This window comes from Paenibacillus sp. MDMC362 (assembly GCF_003269305.1).
Classification (GTDB): Bacteria; Bacillota; Bacilli; order Paenibacillales; family Paenibacillaceae; genus Paenibacillus_AQ.
This window is the reverse complement of the sequence record NZ_QLYT01000019.1, coordinates 39,060-53,626: the sequence shown is the minus strand read 5'-3', so window position 1 is coordinate 53,626 and position 14,567 is coordinate 39,060. Positions and strand designations below refer to the sequence as shown.

The window sequence follows — 14,567 nt, the reverse complement described above, 5'->3', positions numbered from 1 at the left end:
GTACTCTTACATGAATATACCCAAGCCCCCGATTATTTTTTGCCTTTTACATAATCCGCATCAAACAGAAATAGCCTGAAGACCAGTATAAGGGACGGAATCAGCAGGCATAGACCGCCGATAAAGGCTGCCACAAGCGCAGCGCCCATCGACTCATGCGTGGCCCCGCTCTGAATGGTAATGTACGGATCCAGAATATAAGGATACTGCCCGATGCCGTATGCAAAAAATGCACAGAAAAATTGCAGCATGACACAAATAAAAGCCAGTCCGTAGCGGCGTCCTTTATACAGCAGCCATATCGCTGCCATGAAAAAACCGACGGAAAGCGCCAGCAGCCACCATAAATCCATCATGTTTTGAAAATGCCGCTCATTATGCTGACTGAGGAAAATAAATGCCGTGAGCGCGGCAATAATGGTGGGCGTACTCCAAAACAAGGCATATGTGCGTACCAGCTTTAGCGCTGGCTGATCGTCCGCCCGGGAGGCGTAGAAGGCCAGGAACGATCCGCTTATAAACAGCACCGATACAATGGCCAATGCAACGATGCTCCACGACAACGGACTGGTTATGAGTATCCCATATTCCAAAGAAACAGCCCCGCCTCTTTCCACAATAAAACCGCCTTCGGAAAGCGTTAATGCGACCGACAAGGAAGCCGGAATCAGCAAACCTGTGGCCCCGTATAAAAACAGATACACGATGTTTTCTTTGGAGCCGTAATTTTCAAACGCGTAAAAGGAGCCGCGAATTGCCAGCAGAATAATGGCGATGCTTCCCGGTATAAGCAGCGCAGAGCCATAATAATAAGCCGTGTCCGGGAAAAACCCGACGATGCCGATAAAGAAAAAAACAAAAAACACATTGGTGATCTCCCACACCGGCGATAAATAACGGGATATCAATCGATTGATCAGGTGGTCCTGCTTCGTCAGACGGGCATAGAAGGCAAAAAAACCAGCACCGAAATCAATGGAGGCTATAATTAAATAGCCGTATAAAAACAGCCAAAGGACGGAGATGCCTATCAACTCGTAATCGATCATACCGGCTCACCCTTTCCCGTGGATTGATCGCGCTTCTCTTTCACAATCTCGTCCAGCTCGGCTTCCGCCGGTTTATTACGGAACAACCGTCTCAGTACAAAGACACACATGGTCCCCAGTACAATATACAGCAGCAGGAAGAGGAAAAAGAGAATCCTCACATTCGGTGAAGTCGTAGCTGCCTCCTCTACGCGCATAAATCCGCGGATTATCCACGGCTGCCGCCCGAGCTCCGCATAGAACCAGCCCATTTCAACGCCCAAAAAAGCAAGGGGCGCACTAAAAACAATGGCCCGAAGCAGCCACTTGTTGAGCTCATTGCGTCTCTTCCAGAACAAAAACAGAAAATACAGGACCGCAACGGCCAACAGAACAAAACCGATCCCGGCCATGAAATCAAACAAGTAGTGGACTAGCAGCGGCGGCCTTTCATCCAGCGGAAACTCCTCCAGCCCCTTTACCTCGGCATCAAAGTCTCCAAAGGCCAGGAAGCTGAGCGCTTTCGGAATGTGAATGGCTCCCATGACCTTCTGCTCCGCATTAAGCCAGCCCAGTAATATCAGATCTGCACCGCTCTCCGTTTCAAAATGCCATTCTGCGGCGGCCAGCTTCTCCGGTTGATGCTCTGCCAGAAACTTGGCCGACATATCCCCGGCTAAGGTTGTCAGCAGGCTGAACACCAGAACAACCCCCATCATGAGTTTCAATGCTTTCTTGTAATATGCCGAGGCTCCTTTTCTCAGAATAACGTAGGCTGCGATACCCGCAAGCAGGGCAGCGCCCGTTAAATAGGCCGAGGTTAGTACATGGAATACTTTTGAAGGCGTCGCCGTATTCATCATCGCTTGCAGCGGGTTAACCGCCGTAAAGTGGCCTGCTTCCATGACAAAGCCTCCAGGCTGATTCATGAATCCGTTCACCGTCGTAATAAAAACTGCGGACATGCCTGCCCCGGCAACAATCGGAATCGTCAGCAGCCAATGCGTATACGGATTGCGGAACCGATCCCAGGTGTACATATAAATCCCCAGGAATATGGCTTCAAAAAAGAATGCAAAAACCTCCATAAATAACGGGAGCGCGATGACATTTCCCGCCACTTGCATAAAATTCGGCCATACAAGCGCAAGCAGCAGGGAAATCGCTGTTCCAGTCACCACGCCAACCGCCACCGAAATAACGAATCCTCTCGTCCACCTTTTGGCCATGAGCATGTAATGGGGATCCTTCTTACGTATACCAACGAATTCGGCAATGGCAATCATTAACGGAACACCGACGCCGACCGTGGCAAAAATGACATGAAACGCCAAGGTTAGCCCCGTCAGCCATTTGCTCCACAGCACCGTATCTATAACCACGAGATCCTGCCTCCTTTCAAACCCTGTTCATTCGTTTATCGGGAAAAATAACCCTAATAAGTACATACCCGATATTTAAACGTTATTATAACGAAGGAATATCACAAATGAATCACGAAAGCCTCTCGTTCAATAAACAATCGAATCTTTCCGACAACTCGGTGAAAATCAAGAAAATCGCTCTATCGGGTCATTGTTCTATTAACCGATGTATGGTATTTGAAGCTGCTGTGGCGAAAGCGGGCCTACGGCTCTGAGAATGCATTATTGTCGTCGTCAACCATTCAATCTCATCTATTCATATGGATAAATAAGAAAAGTCCCCGTAAATTCGGGGACCAGGCACTCTCATCAATCCTATATAAGGATGTATTTCTGTTTATTCAGGCGTACCTTGCACAGGTCTAACCGTAGATTCTCTCACGATGAGCTCAGGGTCAATTCGAACATTGCCCCCGCGTTTCATCGTACCCTCCATTCGCTTCAACAGCATATCCGCTGCGGTAAGCCCAATCCGGTCAGCAGGCTGCCGGACCGTTGTCAAATGGGGGCGCAGCTTGGATGAGATATACTGATCGTCATAACCGACAATGGCCACCTGATCCGGGACCCGGATGCCTTCTTCCAGAAGAGCGTTCAGGACCCCGAGCGCGATATTGTCATCGCCTGCGAATACGGCGGTAGGAAGTCGTCCTTCCCGCAGCCATTTGCGGCAGACATCATAGCCAAAGTCGATTTCGAAATTGCCCGTAATCATTTCGAACGGCGCCAGGCTCTTTTCCTCAAGCGCCTGCAGAAAGCCGCTGCGACGTTCCCTCGTGCTGCGGAACACATCCTGCCCGCTGATATGCGCAATGGAGGTATGGCCGAGATCGAGCAGGTGCTTCGTTGCGGTATATCCGCCTTTGTAGTTGTCTATGGTGACGGAATAAGCGTCATTATCCGGCTTCTGGTTGTCTATCAGGACATAAGGGATATTCCGGCGTTTCAATTCAACCATATAGTTGTCTTCTTCCATCGGCGAGAGCAGAATCAGTCCGTCCACGCGGTCTTCCTGAATCAGATAATGGGCCTCGTCGGAGCCAATGCCCGTAGAGACCGAAATAGCGAGGAAATAACCGTGCAGTGCCAGCACCTCATTCAGCTCCTTGACCACAGCGTCGAAGAATGAGTCCTGAAGGGTGGTTACAATCAACCCAACAATTCCTGTCTTACCGCGTGCTAAACTCCGGGCAGCCGCATTGGGACGGTAATCAAGCTCCTTGATGGCTTCCAGAACCTTTAATCTGTTCTTCTCACGTACGGATACGGCACCGTTTAAGACACGTGAAACCGTCACGACGGACAGTCCTGATTTTTTTGCTACGTCAAATATACTAACCTTCATTGTTTATACCCCTTGCGGCATATTTTCCATACGTTTACATTGACTTAACACTAGTATACATGGACGGCGGCCTGCCGCGAAGCTAATTTAACAAAAGCAACGCCACTACGAGATGGGCATAAATACAGATTTGACATGCTCCCTGTTTTACAATTAAAAAAACCTTCCAATGATCGAATGACGATCATTGGAAGGTTTTTGTTTCCCCGAAGAACCCAACCCTTCAGCTATCTATTTGCGAACGACAGTATAGCCTTTATCCTGCAGCAGCTTCACGATGCCATGCTCACCCAGATAGTGGGCTGCGCCAACCACGATGAAGTACTCTTCGCTTTTGCCGTTTTTCAGGTATCCGTCGATTTTCTCGGCCATGCCGATGTTTCGGTCAATCAGCATCGCTTTATTGTATTCCTCGTCAACGGCCATGCTGTTGGTGAACTCCAGCAGCTCCTCATCATTGCCCGTCTTCCACATTTCACCTAATTGCTCGACACTGCCATCCAGTACATCGAAATTGTCCAAGACGATGTTGAGATTCTTCTCCTGCAACTCTTTGGAGAAGCCGTTAAACATGCCCAGCTGCAATTCGTAGGATTCCAGCTCGATGACCGGAATTTTGCGCTCGATCGCTTTCTGAACGAAATACAGATCGATTCCTGCAGCCGCTTCGTATCCGGCCTTCACTGCTTTCAAACTGCTGATCGTGGATTCCGCTACCCAAGGCTTGAATGCATCCAAGGCATTCGGCTGCATGCCGCTCTCCGCCAGGATTTTGCCGAGTTTGGCGTACGTCTCGCTGGACACATGATCCTTGAGCGTTGTTCCATCTTTATACATCCCCATATCCATGATCAGCTGCTGCTGAGCTTCGTCAGCTGCTTTGCTGACATCTACCTCGACACCGAGATAGTCGACTTCGGCAAAGGCTTCCTCAAACTCCGGACGCAGCGGGTAGAAGCTGTCATCCGCGATGTGCATGGAGCCTACCAGATAAACGGTATTCCCGTTGCTCTCCACTTCCCACATGAAGCCGCGGCCACCCGTTTGTGCGATCTCCGTTTCTTTGGAAACCAGTACAACGGTGCGAGTTTTCGCATCCCACCTAACCTTATAGCCCGCAGCGTCCCCAACAACCCGAATTGGCGCATACGTTACGCCATTGATTCGTTTCAGTTTGCTTTTCAGCGTAATGGTTTTGCCGTCCACAACCACATGGATCGTATCATCTGCAGCATTCGTCAGTTTCACATCCATCGCCTGGAGCGTGGTTCTGAGCGGAACGAGCGTTGTACCCTTATCAATAACCGGCGTGCCAAGCGAGTATTCAACTACTTCGTTATCCACTTTTACCGCTGGCTGCTGTGGAGCAGCCATGGCAGGCACTGCCGAAGCAAGCAAACCTACCGAAATCGTGAGCGATAGTATCATTTTTTTCCAATTCTTCATTTATGTAATCTCCTTTATGCTGGTGTAATCGGGTCCGATTCAGAATAGCCGTGTACCAAACTATTTATTTTATGGGGTTATGTTCGCCATACCGCTGTCGGTATGGCGCCCCCCATATCTTCTACTTCTTTGCTCCAGCAGCCCATAAGCCTGCTACAGCGATCACGGCAACTGCTCCCATTAATCCTTCTTGCATGGCATCCTTTAACGCAGAACCTTCCGTATGTTATGCTTACATTTTATAAGCTTTCATCGCTTTTCTAAGCTCCTTGAACGTAGGGCGTTTGCCGTACATCAGGACACCGGTGCGATAGATTTTCGCAGCCAGCCAGCCAAAGACGAGGATGGATACAACCAGAATCGCCAGCGAAAGAAGGATCTCCCATAGTGAGATTTCACCAAGTCCGATGCGAACGAGAATGGTGGTCGGCGAGATGAACGGAATGTAGGTGGATACCTTCATCAGCATCGAGTTCGGAGCGCTTAAGCTAAAAATCGCGATATAGAATGCCACCAGCGACAGCATCGTGATCGGCATAACCGCCTGCCCCAAATCCTCGGTACGGCTGACGATCGAACCAATGGCCGCATAGAGCATCGCGTACAAGAAATAACCAAGGATGTAGAAGATTAAACCAAACACCAGAAGCATCGGGTCGATCGCCGTCAGGTCGAGATTCATATCCTTCAATGTATCCATATTGTGCGGCAGCATCAGGTTCACGGCGGTTACAACACCGAATGCCGCGATCTGCGACAGTCCCAGCAGGAACATGCCAATGACCTTGCCAAACATTTGGCTCAGCGGCGATACGCTTGTAATCAAAATTTCCATGATGCGGGAGCTTTTCTCTGTTGTTACTTCAGATGCGATCATGTTACCTGTGCCCATCAAAGTGAAGAAGAAGAGAATAATCAGTGCATACACGACAATGTAGTTAATAACCTCGGAAGCCCCTTCCTTCTCTCCGGAAGCTCCACCCGCGTTACCCGTTTCTGTAGGATCGATACCCCGAGCGTCAATCTGGACCGGCGTATTCAGCTCATTGATCTGCGCATCGGACAAATTAAGTCCGTCTACAATGCTGCGCGTCTTCGCCACTTGCAGAGCTGCTTGCAGATTGGATTGCAGTTCCGGACTCATGGCCTCGTCTTCAGAGCTGTAGACCACCGTCGGGAACGCATTGCCTTCTTTTGCTTCAAATTTCAGATAACCTTCGATAACGCCATCTTTAATGTCTTTATTCAGAGCGGCTTCATCAGCCGTTTCATATTTTACAAATTCATAGGAGGTTGACGGCAGGTTACTCCAAGTGGTCTCCAGTTGTTCGGCAAGCATTTGCTCCTGTCCGTAAACCAGTCCGATGCGGGTGGTCTCTTCGGAGCCCGCCTTATCTCCCGTAAACATTTGAATCAGAAAAGGAAGATTGATCCCGATTGTAATTATGAGTGCAAATATTAAGGTTGAAACAAGAAAGGACTTCGTTCTTACTTTATTCATGAACGTAAATCGGATAACGGTCCACATATTATTCATTGGATTCACCTACCGCCTTTATGAAGATTTGATTGAGTGTCGGCTCCTTCACTTCAAACCGATGGATCGTGCTTTGCGACATGGCTGTATTCAAAATCTCTTGCGCTGCATCAACCTGGCTGATCCGGATGGAGTAGCCGTCCTCTGTCCGCTCCACAGCCGTTACGCCTGGCAGAGCTTCAAGACCACGGATTTCACCGGACGTACCGAGCACCACTTCTTCTCGAGGATACTTGGATTTGATATCCTTCAGGTTCCCCTTCACTACCGTATTGGAGCGATGCAGAATGGTAATGTTCTTACACAACTCCTCGACATGTTCCATCCGGTGGGTGGAGAACAGAATGCTCGTGCCCTTGTCACGGAGTTCTTTTACCGTTGATTTCAGAAGTTCGACGTTCACCGGATCCAGACCGCTGAAGGCTTCGTCCAAAATCAGAATTTGCGGGTCATGAACAACCGCTGCGATAAAGCCCATTTTTTGCTGGTTACCCTTGGACAGTTCTTCAATCTTCTTATCGTAATAGTCAGGTACTTCAAACCGTTCCAGCCAATATTTAAGACTCTTATCCGCGTCTTTCGCGGACATGCCCCGCAGCTGCGCCAAGTAGGAAATCTGCTCGCTGACTTTCACTTTCGGGTATAACCCTCGCTCTTCAGGCAAGTAACCCATAATGTGACGCAGTTCTTTGTTATACGGCTTTCCGTTATACAGAATCGTCCCGTCATCCGGGTAGATCAGCCCAAGCACCATCCGCATGGTGGTTGTTTTGCCGGCGCCGTTCGCGCCAAGCAGTCCGTAGATTTCACCTTCCTCAACCTGAAGCGAAATCCGGTTGACTGCCGTTTTATCCGCATAAATCTTAACTACATTGTCTAATTGCAAGCGTTGCATATCGTAAAATCCCCTCTCTATCCTAGTTCTGCACGTTGGCAGGAATGTTTCCGTCAATCCATAATCGAAGCACTTCATCCAGCTCCAGGGAACGGGTCTGAATAAACGCTATGCCTGCAGACTGCAGGATCTTCTCCACTTCCAAGCATTCGGTCGTTATAAAGGAAATCGTTGTTGCTGTCTCTTGTTTGTAACTCAGAATACCCGGCAGCTCCTCCACAATGGAGGCATCCCCTTGTATCCAGCACTCCTTCCAGTTATCCAGCAGCGAGTCCTTCTCCACCATCCCCAGCAGCTTCCCATGATGAATGAGAATGACGTAATCCGCCAGACGCCGAATTTCATCCACAACATGGGTTGAGAGAACGATCGTTGTGTCCATGGACTTCATCACTTTGTGCAGCTGGTCGATCATCAGCTTCCAAGCAAAGGGATCGAGACCGGAAGAAGGTTCGTCCAGGAGTAAAAACTTGGGCCTTGGTGCAAGAGCAGCGGCGATCTCAAACTTGCGTCGTTCTCCTTTGGACATCTTGCGCAGTTTTACGCCTCGCGGAACATCGAACCGGGATAGCAGCTCATCGAAAAAATAACCGTCCCAAGTGTCATACCAGGATGCGCGAAAGCTCGCCGCTTCATCTACCGTCAAATGCTGCTCCTCTACACTCAACTGTTCAGGAACAAATCCCATTTGTTTACGAATCGAAACCGGAAGCTCTCCTTGGTAAGACTCGCCGAACCAGGTGATCTCCCCTTCGTCCGGAAACACGGTCTGCATCATCATGTTCAGCAGCGTGCTTTTTCCCGAGCCGTTAGGTCCCACCAGCGCAACGATATATCCTTGGGGGATCGATAATTCGATCGGGCCGATGGTTTTCGTTCTCCGTCGTTTAATGACATTACGAAATTCAATGATATGTGGTTCCATGACGTGTTAACGACCTCCTTTTGCATCGAATATTTCCCGGATCACTTCCGTGAACAGTTCCTTCAATTCATCCTCGTTAAACTGAACGGCAAGCCCTTTTTCGACCGCTATTTTTAACGCCTCTATAACCGCATCGCGTTTATACTGTTCACGGGCCTGATCCCCGACACCGGCCACAAAGGTACCCGTACCTTGCCTGGTTCGCAGCAGCCCTTCATTCTCTAGATCTTGATACACCCTGCGTACCGTAATGACGCTGCAGTTCAGATTCCCGGCAAATTCCCTAATGGACGGCAGTAACGTACCCTCCTCAATCTGACCGCTAATAATGAGCGAGCGCAGCTGTGTTTCAATCTGGTGATATAAAGGCTCTGCGCTATTATCGTTGATCTGAATCGGAATTCGCACCTTTTACCACCTCGCTTTTCTCTTGTGCATAAACCCGCGCTGTTGCTATTCCATACGGATTCATCTTCATATCCTTCATGATAAGTCCCTGGTCTGCTGCCGAATGTAGGTTAATTTGCTTATGAGGAGCATAGACGCCAATCCAACCATCAGCGATCCCCACATGACCGGAGATAGCAGGCCCCATTGGATGGAGGCTCTCACAACGAACTCGAAAACACTGTAGCCCAGCAAGCTAAGCATAACGGCCGTTCCGGAGGTGATCACCATCACCAGAAGGGACATCCCGAAGTACTTCTTACCGCTGCACATATTTTCCCAGTAAATATAGGGTCCTGTTATTAAAAATCCGATGCCCATCCAGGTCAGTATAAATGCAATATAACTAGGGATATCCATCGCGGCTCTAATATGATTGCCTATCGCATAAATGACTCCAAATAATACGATGCCGTTTATGAAGAAAGCAATCAGCGAGTTCATGATCCGGCTTACGAAGATGGCCGAAGCCGGTACCGGTATACTCCGGTAAAAATACAGCATCCGGGTGTATGAATCCTCGTTTAGATACCGGAAGGACCTCCTGCTAAAAAGGAATCCCAGCAACGGAGCGTAGAATACCAATAGAAAGTCAATCAGTGGATTGATGTACTCATCCATATGTTCAAACTGATTGTCAATGATAACGCTGGTGGCAAACCCCATATACACCATAAACACTATGTTCCATACAATTTGCAGTTTGTCGCTAGCGAAGTCCTTCTTAACAATCTTCATCGCATTATGGAGAACTTGTTGCAATATAGCTCACCCTTTCATTTCTTCATATATTCATTTCAATATCACCGCAGTTTAAGTTTCACTGTGCTTAGTGTGATTACTGTGCTCACTGTGTATATCTTTATACACAGTATATAGTGTGTATATAAACAGTGTCAATAGAAATTGTAAAAAACACCCGGCAGAGCTGCCTGGCGGGTGTCTCCACCCCATGGCAGCTCATTCAAGAGCTTCCCTGCTTAAGGGGAGTGTAGCCGCGGAGGAGACCTGGCGTTCGCCTTTGAAACCGGGAAACATCCGTGTCATCTAATCCCAGTTTCCTGGTTTCAACAGCGACCGGAGCGCATACACACCCCCACCCTTGCCCTTACAATTGAGCCTCCCCGAGCAAACAAAAAACACCCGCCAGATTCCTCTGACGGGTGTTCTCCCTCGCTTACATTCCAAATATCACTTTCCATACAGGCTGGGTATGCCCGCCCGGATATAACAGGTACAGCAAGGTATACACGGCTACGCCGGTAATGGCGGTAAAGAACCAGATGATCGACGTGACTCTGCCCCATTTACGGTGCTTGGAATACTTCTCCTTGAAGCCTAGGGTCAATGTCGTGATCCCGAATACCGCTGCGACGGTAGCCAGGACAATGTGGAAGACCAGGAATACCTGATAATACGGTTGCAGATCATCAGGTCCACCCCATGACGTGTTCCCGATGAAAACGGTACGCGAGGAATAGATGATAAAGAAGATGACGGCTGCAACGGCCGCCCAGATCATCACTTTCTTGTGGGCTTCGCGCTTCCCCTTAATGATAAGACCCCAGCCAATCGCTACCAGCACGGCGCTGATGACTATAAACGTTGTACTGACCGTGGGAAATATAAAAAACCAATCCATATGGATCCCCCTTCAATAATCCCCTTACGCCTGATTGAGCTTGCCGGGAGGAATCTCGCTAGGCAAAGGATCGTCTTCCTGATTTTCTCGTTTGTACCAATGAAAGAACACATAAGCTAGCATTGAAGCAAAAATAATCTCTTGGAAAAACTTCATGATGATCCCGCCCACTCGCTGGTCAATCGCAGGCTCCAGATAACCGAAGAACTCTGGTCCGCCAAATTGACTAAGCAATGCCGAGGTATCGCCAGCTACGCAGTATCCCATCGCCTTCGCCCATACTACCGGATCGCTATAAGTTGCGTACATGGGCTCACTCGAGAAAATAATGAGCGCACACGCCGGAGTTAGCAATACCATGTTGAGAAAGATGTATCCCATTTTCAAAAGACCTGAGGACTTGTCCTTCTCCGGAATCGGGTTAATGATAGCCCACCACATCAACAGTGAGGCGATGAACAGGATCAAATAGTACAAGCGGTGCACCCAGAAGTTCAACATGACAAAGTCATGGATAACCGGGACGTGATAAAAAGAAAACAAGCCATTAAACAGAACCGCGGCAACGATCGGTCGCGCTAGAAAACCGAGCTTCTTAAACGGGTTGACCTTGTCGAAGGAGCGCCACATCCAGACAGGAATACCCAGAATCAAGAGCGGCATCGCCATTAAATAGGACATGGCCATACTGACCATATGAAACGAGAACATCGTATGCCCCAGCAGTTCAATAGGTCCACCCTGCGCTAGATAGAACGTAAGCATACCGCCTACAAACAGAGTTTTCCTTCCAGCGGAAACTGGAGCGCTCCCTTCGAATCTACTGCTCAGCGGCCCGGTCAACAGGAAGTAGCCTGCTGTTACGAGCAGCATAAATGCCAGAAACAAGGGACTCCATTTATCTGCAAAACTAAAATATTCTAAGCCCAGCATGCAAAAACCTCCCCTTAACGGGTTAAATTCTGTCGAAATTGTGACAGCTTCCTACGATTTAAAAAAAGAGGGGGCTGAAGAGCCCACCTCTTTTTCATTTTACCACCAAACCCAGAACAGTGCCATGACAATACAGGTACTAGCTACGAAGAAGCCGCCAATCATAAACAGGATCGGCATCAGATGCCCTTTGTCCTTCAAGTGCATCCAGTAACCCATTTGCACAAACACCTGCAACACAGCCATAACCAGCAAAATGATGATCGTAAATGCTGTGTTGATGCCACCGGCTGCGACAGCCGCAAAAGCAATCGCAGTCAGGACGATTGAGAAAATAAAGACAACAATGTGTTTCTCAGGGCCTTCCACCCGATGGCGGTGTTTTACTGTAGGCCCCTCATTAGATTGTTGATTCGCAGTCATTCCTTAGCCCACCTTTCCAAGAAGGTATACGACCGAGAAGATGAACACCCATACAACGTCGATAAAGTGCCAGTACATGGCAGAAACATATACCTTAGGTGCTGTAACTACCGTTAACCCTTTTCTGTACAGCTGAGCGATCAACAGGCTGATCCACACAACCCCGAAAGCAACGTGGGCACCGTGGAAGCCAACCAGCGTATAGAATGCAGACGAGAATGCACTCGTCTTCATGTTAAACGATTCATGCACAACATATTCATAGAACTCATAAATTTCAAGGCCAAGGAACCCAAGACCCAGAACAACGGTTACGATCAGCCACAACTTCAGCTTTTCGATATTATGACGGTGGAGCGCCTGAATAGCGAACACACTGGTCAAGGAACTGACAAGCAATATCAACGTTGCCGCTGCCGTAATCGGCAGAGAGAACAGCTCAGCTGCGGTTGGGCCTTCGTTGTTCTGTCCGCGAAGCGCCAGGAACGTTGCAAACAACGTACCGAAGAGCACGGCTTCTCCACCGAGGAAGAGCCAGAAACCAAGAACCTTATTACGGCCTTCGAGTGTTGCCTTCTCCGGCTCGTGAGGAAGTTCGCCGTTTACATGTTCAGCGTGACTCATGCTTTCCCCTCCCCTTCCAGTTCTTCAACTTCGATGTGATATCCATGATCATCGTACAGGGAACGAGTAATCATTGCCGCGAACGTAATCAGAAGACCAACAATCAGAACGATATATTTATTGAAGATTAAGCTCATGAACGAATTTGAGAATTCCTCCGTGCTAAACATGAAACCAAGCCCCGCGATAAACAGACCCAGTGACATCACAAACGGAAGAATACTTGGCGAAGGCATGTGGATCGGACCAATCGGTTCGGATGGTGTCATCTCTTTATTGCCTGCCATCTTCTCTTTCCAATAAGCGTCAATACCGCGAACAAGCGGAATTTGCTTAAAGTTGTACTCTGGCGGTGGAGAAGGAATACTCCACTCGAGCGTACGGCCATCTTCCCATGGATCGGCCGGAGCACCGACCGGTTTTCTCGAAGTGATCACAACGTTTGCCAAGAAGGCCAGAACGCCGATCCCCATCAAGATTGCGCCGATGGTACTGATAAAGTTAAGTTCGTCAAAATTCTGGTTGGGCAGATAAGAGACAATCCGCCGCTGCATACCCAGCAATCCAAGGAAATGCTGTACGAAGAATGTCAAATGGAAGCCGATTGCGAACAACCAGAACGTCCATTTGCCAAGCGTTTCGTTCAATACCCGGCCGAACATTTTTGGCCACCAGTAATGGAGTCCGGAAAACAAACCGAATACCAGACCACCAACGATAACGTAGTGGAAGTGAGCTACGACGAAGTACGTATCATGGAACTGGAAGTCTGCCGGAGCAGATGCCAGCATGACGCCGGTAACTCCACCCATAACGAACGTCGGTACGAAACCGATCGCGAACAGGTTTGCACTGGTAAAGCGGATTTGACCGCCCCACATCGTAAAGAGCCAGTTAAAGATTTTGATACCGGTAGGAACGGCGATCAGCATCGTTGCGATGGAGAAAAGCGCATTCGCTACAGGACCAAGACCTGTCGTAAACATATGGTGAGCCCAAACCATGAAGCCCAAGAAGGCGATCAGGATGGTTGCAAATACCATGGAGCTGTATCCGAACAAACGTTTACGAGAGAATGTCGGAATCACTTCTGAAATAATACCGAATGCCGGCAAAATCAGAATGTAGACTTCAGGGTGACCGAAGATCCAGAAAATATGCTGCCACAATACGGAGCTACCGCCAGCCGCTACATCAAAGAAATTGGCACCGAGCAAACGGTCAAAGCTAAGCAATACGAGACCTACCGTAATGGCAGGGAATGCGAACAGGATCATGGCCGATGTAATGAAAGCCGTCCATGTAAACATTGGCATTCTCATGAAGGACATTCCAGGTGCACGCATCGTTATGATGGTAGCCAGGAAGTTGATACCACCGATCAACGTACCCAGACCCGCAATCTGAAGACCTATGGTATAAAAGTCTACACCGTGCGTGGACGAGTAGTCATTTGTGGAAAGCGGTGTATAGGATGTCCAGCCCGCATCAGGCGCGCCGCCCATAATCCAGCTAAGATTGAGCAAAAGTCCACCGAACAAAAACGTCCAAAATCCAAGCGAGTTCAAAAATGGAAATGCGACGTCACGTGCACCGATCTGAAGCGGAATAACCGCGTTCATCAAGGCGAAGATAACTGGCATAACACCAAGGAAAATCATCGTCGTTCCGTGCATGGTAATCAATTCGTTAAATACTTGAGCCGACACCAGATCATTCATCGGCTTGATCAGCTGCAAGCGAATCAGAATCGCTTCAATACCGCCAATCCCGAAGAAGAAGCCGCCCGCTATCAGGTATAATATCCCGATTTTCTTGTGGTCAACGGTTGTAAGCCAATCCATGATCCCCGTGTAGCGCTTGACGCTATGGCTTTGAGCATGAGCCAAGGTTTGTAC

The 14,567-nt window shown here is 48.8% G+C and carries 14 protein-coding genes; all 14 read right to left on the bottom strand.

Going from position 1 to position 14,567, the window contains the following annotated elements; genetic code table 11:
• Positions 1 to 32: 32 nt before the first annotated feature.
• The 14 genes from DP091_RS10060 to ctaD all read right to left on the bottom strand — a co-directional run bounded on the left by DP091_RS10060 (position 33) and on the right by ctaD (position 14,513).
• A complete protein-coding gene (locus DP091_RS10060; protein WP_113058198.1) occupies positions 33 to 1,049 on the bottom strand; it encodes a cytochrome d ubiquinol oxidase subunit II in 1,017 nt (338 codons plus the stop codon).
• On the bottom strand, positions 1,046 to 2,410 hold the full coding sequence (locus DP091_RS10055; RefSeq protein WP_113058197.1) for a cytochrome ubiquinol oxidase subunit I: 1,365 nt from the start codon (positions 2,408 to 2,410) through the stop codon (positions 1,046 to 1,048). Before DP091_RS10055 ends, DP091_RS10060 begins: the two co-directional genes overlap by 4 nt.
• A 379-nt stretch (positions 2,411 to 2,789) precedes the next feature.
• Positions 2,790 to 3,797 (bottom strand): LacI family DNA-binding transcriptional regulator, encoded by a 1,008-nt coding sequence (locus DP091_RS10050; protein WP_113058196.1) that lies wholly within the window; start codon positions 3,795 to 3,797, stop codon positions 2,790 to 2,792.
• Positions 3,798 to 4,028: 231 nt separating this feature from the next.
• Positions 4,029 to 5,243, bottom strand: a complete 1,215-nt coding sequence (locus tag DP091_RS10045; RefSeq protein ID WP_113058195.1) for a TraB/GumN family protein — start codon at positions 5,241 to 5,243, stop codon at positions 4,029 to 4,031.
• Positions 5,244 to 5,475: 232 nt separating this feature from the next.
• A complete protein-coding gene (locus DP091_RS10040) occupies positions 5,476 to 6,780 on the bottom strand; it encodes an ABC transporter permease (protein ID WP_113058194.1) in 1,305 nt (434 codons plus the stop codon).
• Positions 6,773 to 7,675, bottom strand: coding sequence for an ABC transporter ATP-binding protein (locus tag DP091_RS10035; protein WP_113058193.1), 903 nt, complete (start codon positions 7,673 to 7,675; stop codon positions 6,773 to 6,775). The genes DP091_RS10040 and DP091_RS10035 overlap by 8 nt, the downstream gene beginning before the upstream one ends.
• A gap of 22 nt (positions 7,676 to 7,697) precedes the next feature.
• On the bottom strand, positions 7,698 to 8,600 hold the full coding sequence (locus DP091_RS10030) for an ABC transporter ATP-binding protein (protein WP_113058192.1): 903 nt from the start codon (positions 8,598 to 8,600) through the stop codon (positions 7,698 to 7,700).
• 6 nt (positions 8,601 to 8,606) lie between these two features.
• Positions 8,607 to 9,008: a GntR family transcriptional regulator gene (locus DP091_RS10025; protein WP_113058191.1), complete on the bottom strand. Its 402-nt coding sequence runs from the start codon at positions 9,006 to 9,008 to the stop codon at positions 8,607 to 8,609.
• Between the two features lie 75 nt (positions 9,009 to 9,083).
• Positions 9,084 to 9,809: a hypothetical protein gene (locus tag DP091_RS10020; protein WP_113058190.1), complete on the bottom strand. Its 726-nt coding sequence runs from the start codon at positions 9,807 to 9,809 to the stop codon at positions 9,084 to 9,086.
• A gap of 415 nt (positions 9,810 to 10,224) precedes the next feature.
• Entirely contained in the window at positions 10,225 to 10,689 is a 465-nt protein-coding gene (locus DP091_RS10015) for a DUF420 domain-containing protein (RefSeq protein ID WP_098741840.1), read from the bottom strand.
• 24 nt (positions 10,690 to 10,713) lie between these two features.
• Positions 10,714 to 11,622: a cytochrome c oxidase assembly factor CtaG gene (gene ctaG, locus DP091_RS10010; RefSeq protein WP_113058189.1), complete on the bottom strand. Its 909-nt coding sequence runs from the start codon at positions 11,620 to 11,622 to the stop codon at positions 10,714 to 10,716.
• 99 nt (positions 11,623 to 11,721) lie between these two features.
• On the bottom strand, positions 11,722 to 12,045 hold the full coding sequence (locus tag DP091_RS10005; RefSeq protein WP_071222061.1) for a cytochrome C oxidase subunit IV family protein: 324 nt from the start codon (positions 12,043 to 12,045) through the stop codon (positions 11,722 to 11,724).
• 3 nt (positions 12,046 to 12,048) lie between these two features.
• Positions 12,049 to 12,669 (bottom strand): cytochrome (ubi)quinol oxidase subunit III, encoded by a 621-nt coding sequence (locus tag DP091_RS10000; RefSeq protein WP_009590523.1) that lies wholly within the window; start codon positions 12,667 to 12,669, stop codon positions 12,049 to 12,051.
• Positions 12,666 to 14,513, bottom strand: a complete 1,848-nt coding sequence (gene ctaD, locus DP091_RS09995) for a cytochrome c oxidase subunit I (RefSeq protein WP_113058266.1) — start codon at positions 14,511 to 14,513, stop codon at positions 12,666 to 12,668. The genes DP091_RS10000 and ctaD overlap by 4 nt, the downstream gene beginning before the upstream one ends.
• Positions 14,514 to 14,567 lie beyond the last annotated feature (54 nt).

What these genes read in the sequence shown, in the direction of transcription:
- DP091_RS10060 (WP_113058198.1), bottom strand. Translation starts at nt 1,049, where the DNA reads ATGATCGATTACGAGTTGATAGGCATCTCCGTCCTTTGGCTGTTTTTA.
- DP091_RS10045 (WP_113058195.1), bottom strand. Translation starts at nt 5,243, where the DNA reads ATGAAGAATTGGAAAAAAATGATACTATCGCTCACGATTTCGGTAGGT.
- DP091_RS10005 (WP_071222061.1), bottom strand. Translation starts at nt 12,045, where the DNA reads ATGACTGCGAATCAACAATCTAATGAGGGGCCTACAGTAAAACACCGC.
- DP091_RS10040 (WP_113058194.1), bottom strand. Translation starts at nt 6,780, where the DNA reads ATGAATAATATGTGGACCGTTATCCGATTTACGTTCATGAATAAAGTA.
- ctaG (WP_113058189.1), bottom strand. Translation starts at nt 11,622, where the DNA reads ATGCTGGGCTTAGAATATTTTAGTTTTGCAGATAAATGGAGTCCCTTG.
- DP091_RS10035 (WP_113058193.1), bottom strand. Translation starts at nt 7,675, where the DNA reads ATGCAACGCTTGCAATTAGACAATGTAGTTAAGATTTATGCGGATAAA.
- ctaD (WP_113058266.1), bottom strand. Translation starts at nt 14,513, where the DNA reads ATGGATTGGCTTACAACCGTTGACCACAAGAAAATCGGGATATTATAC.
- DP091_RS10030 (WP_113058192.1), bottom strand. Translation starts at nt 8,600, where the DNA reads ATGGAACCACATATCATTGAATTTCGTAATGTCATTAAACGACGGAGA.
- DP091_RS10015 (WP_098741840.1), bottom strand. Translation starts at nt 10,689, where the DNA reads ATGGATTGGTTTTTTATATTTCCCACGGTCAGTACAACGTTTATAGTC.
- DP091_RS10000 (WP_009590523.1), bottom strand. Translation starts at nt 12,669, where the DNA reads ATGAGTCACGCTGAACATGTAAACGGCGAACTTCCTCACGAGCCGGAG.
- DP091_RS10050 (WP_113058196.1), bottom strand. Translation starts at nt 3,797, where the DNA reads ATGAAGGTTAGTATATTTGACGTAGCAAAAAAATCAGGACTGTCCGTC.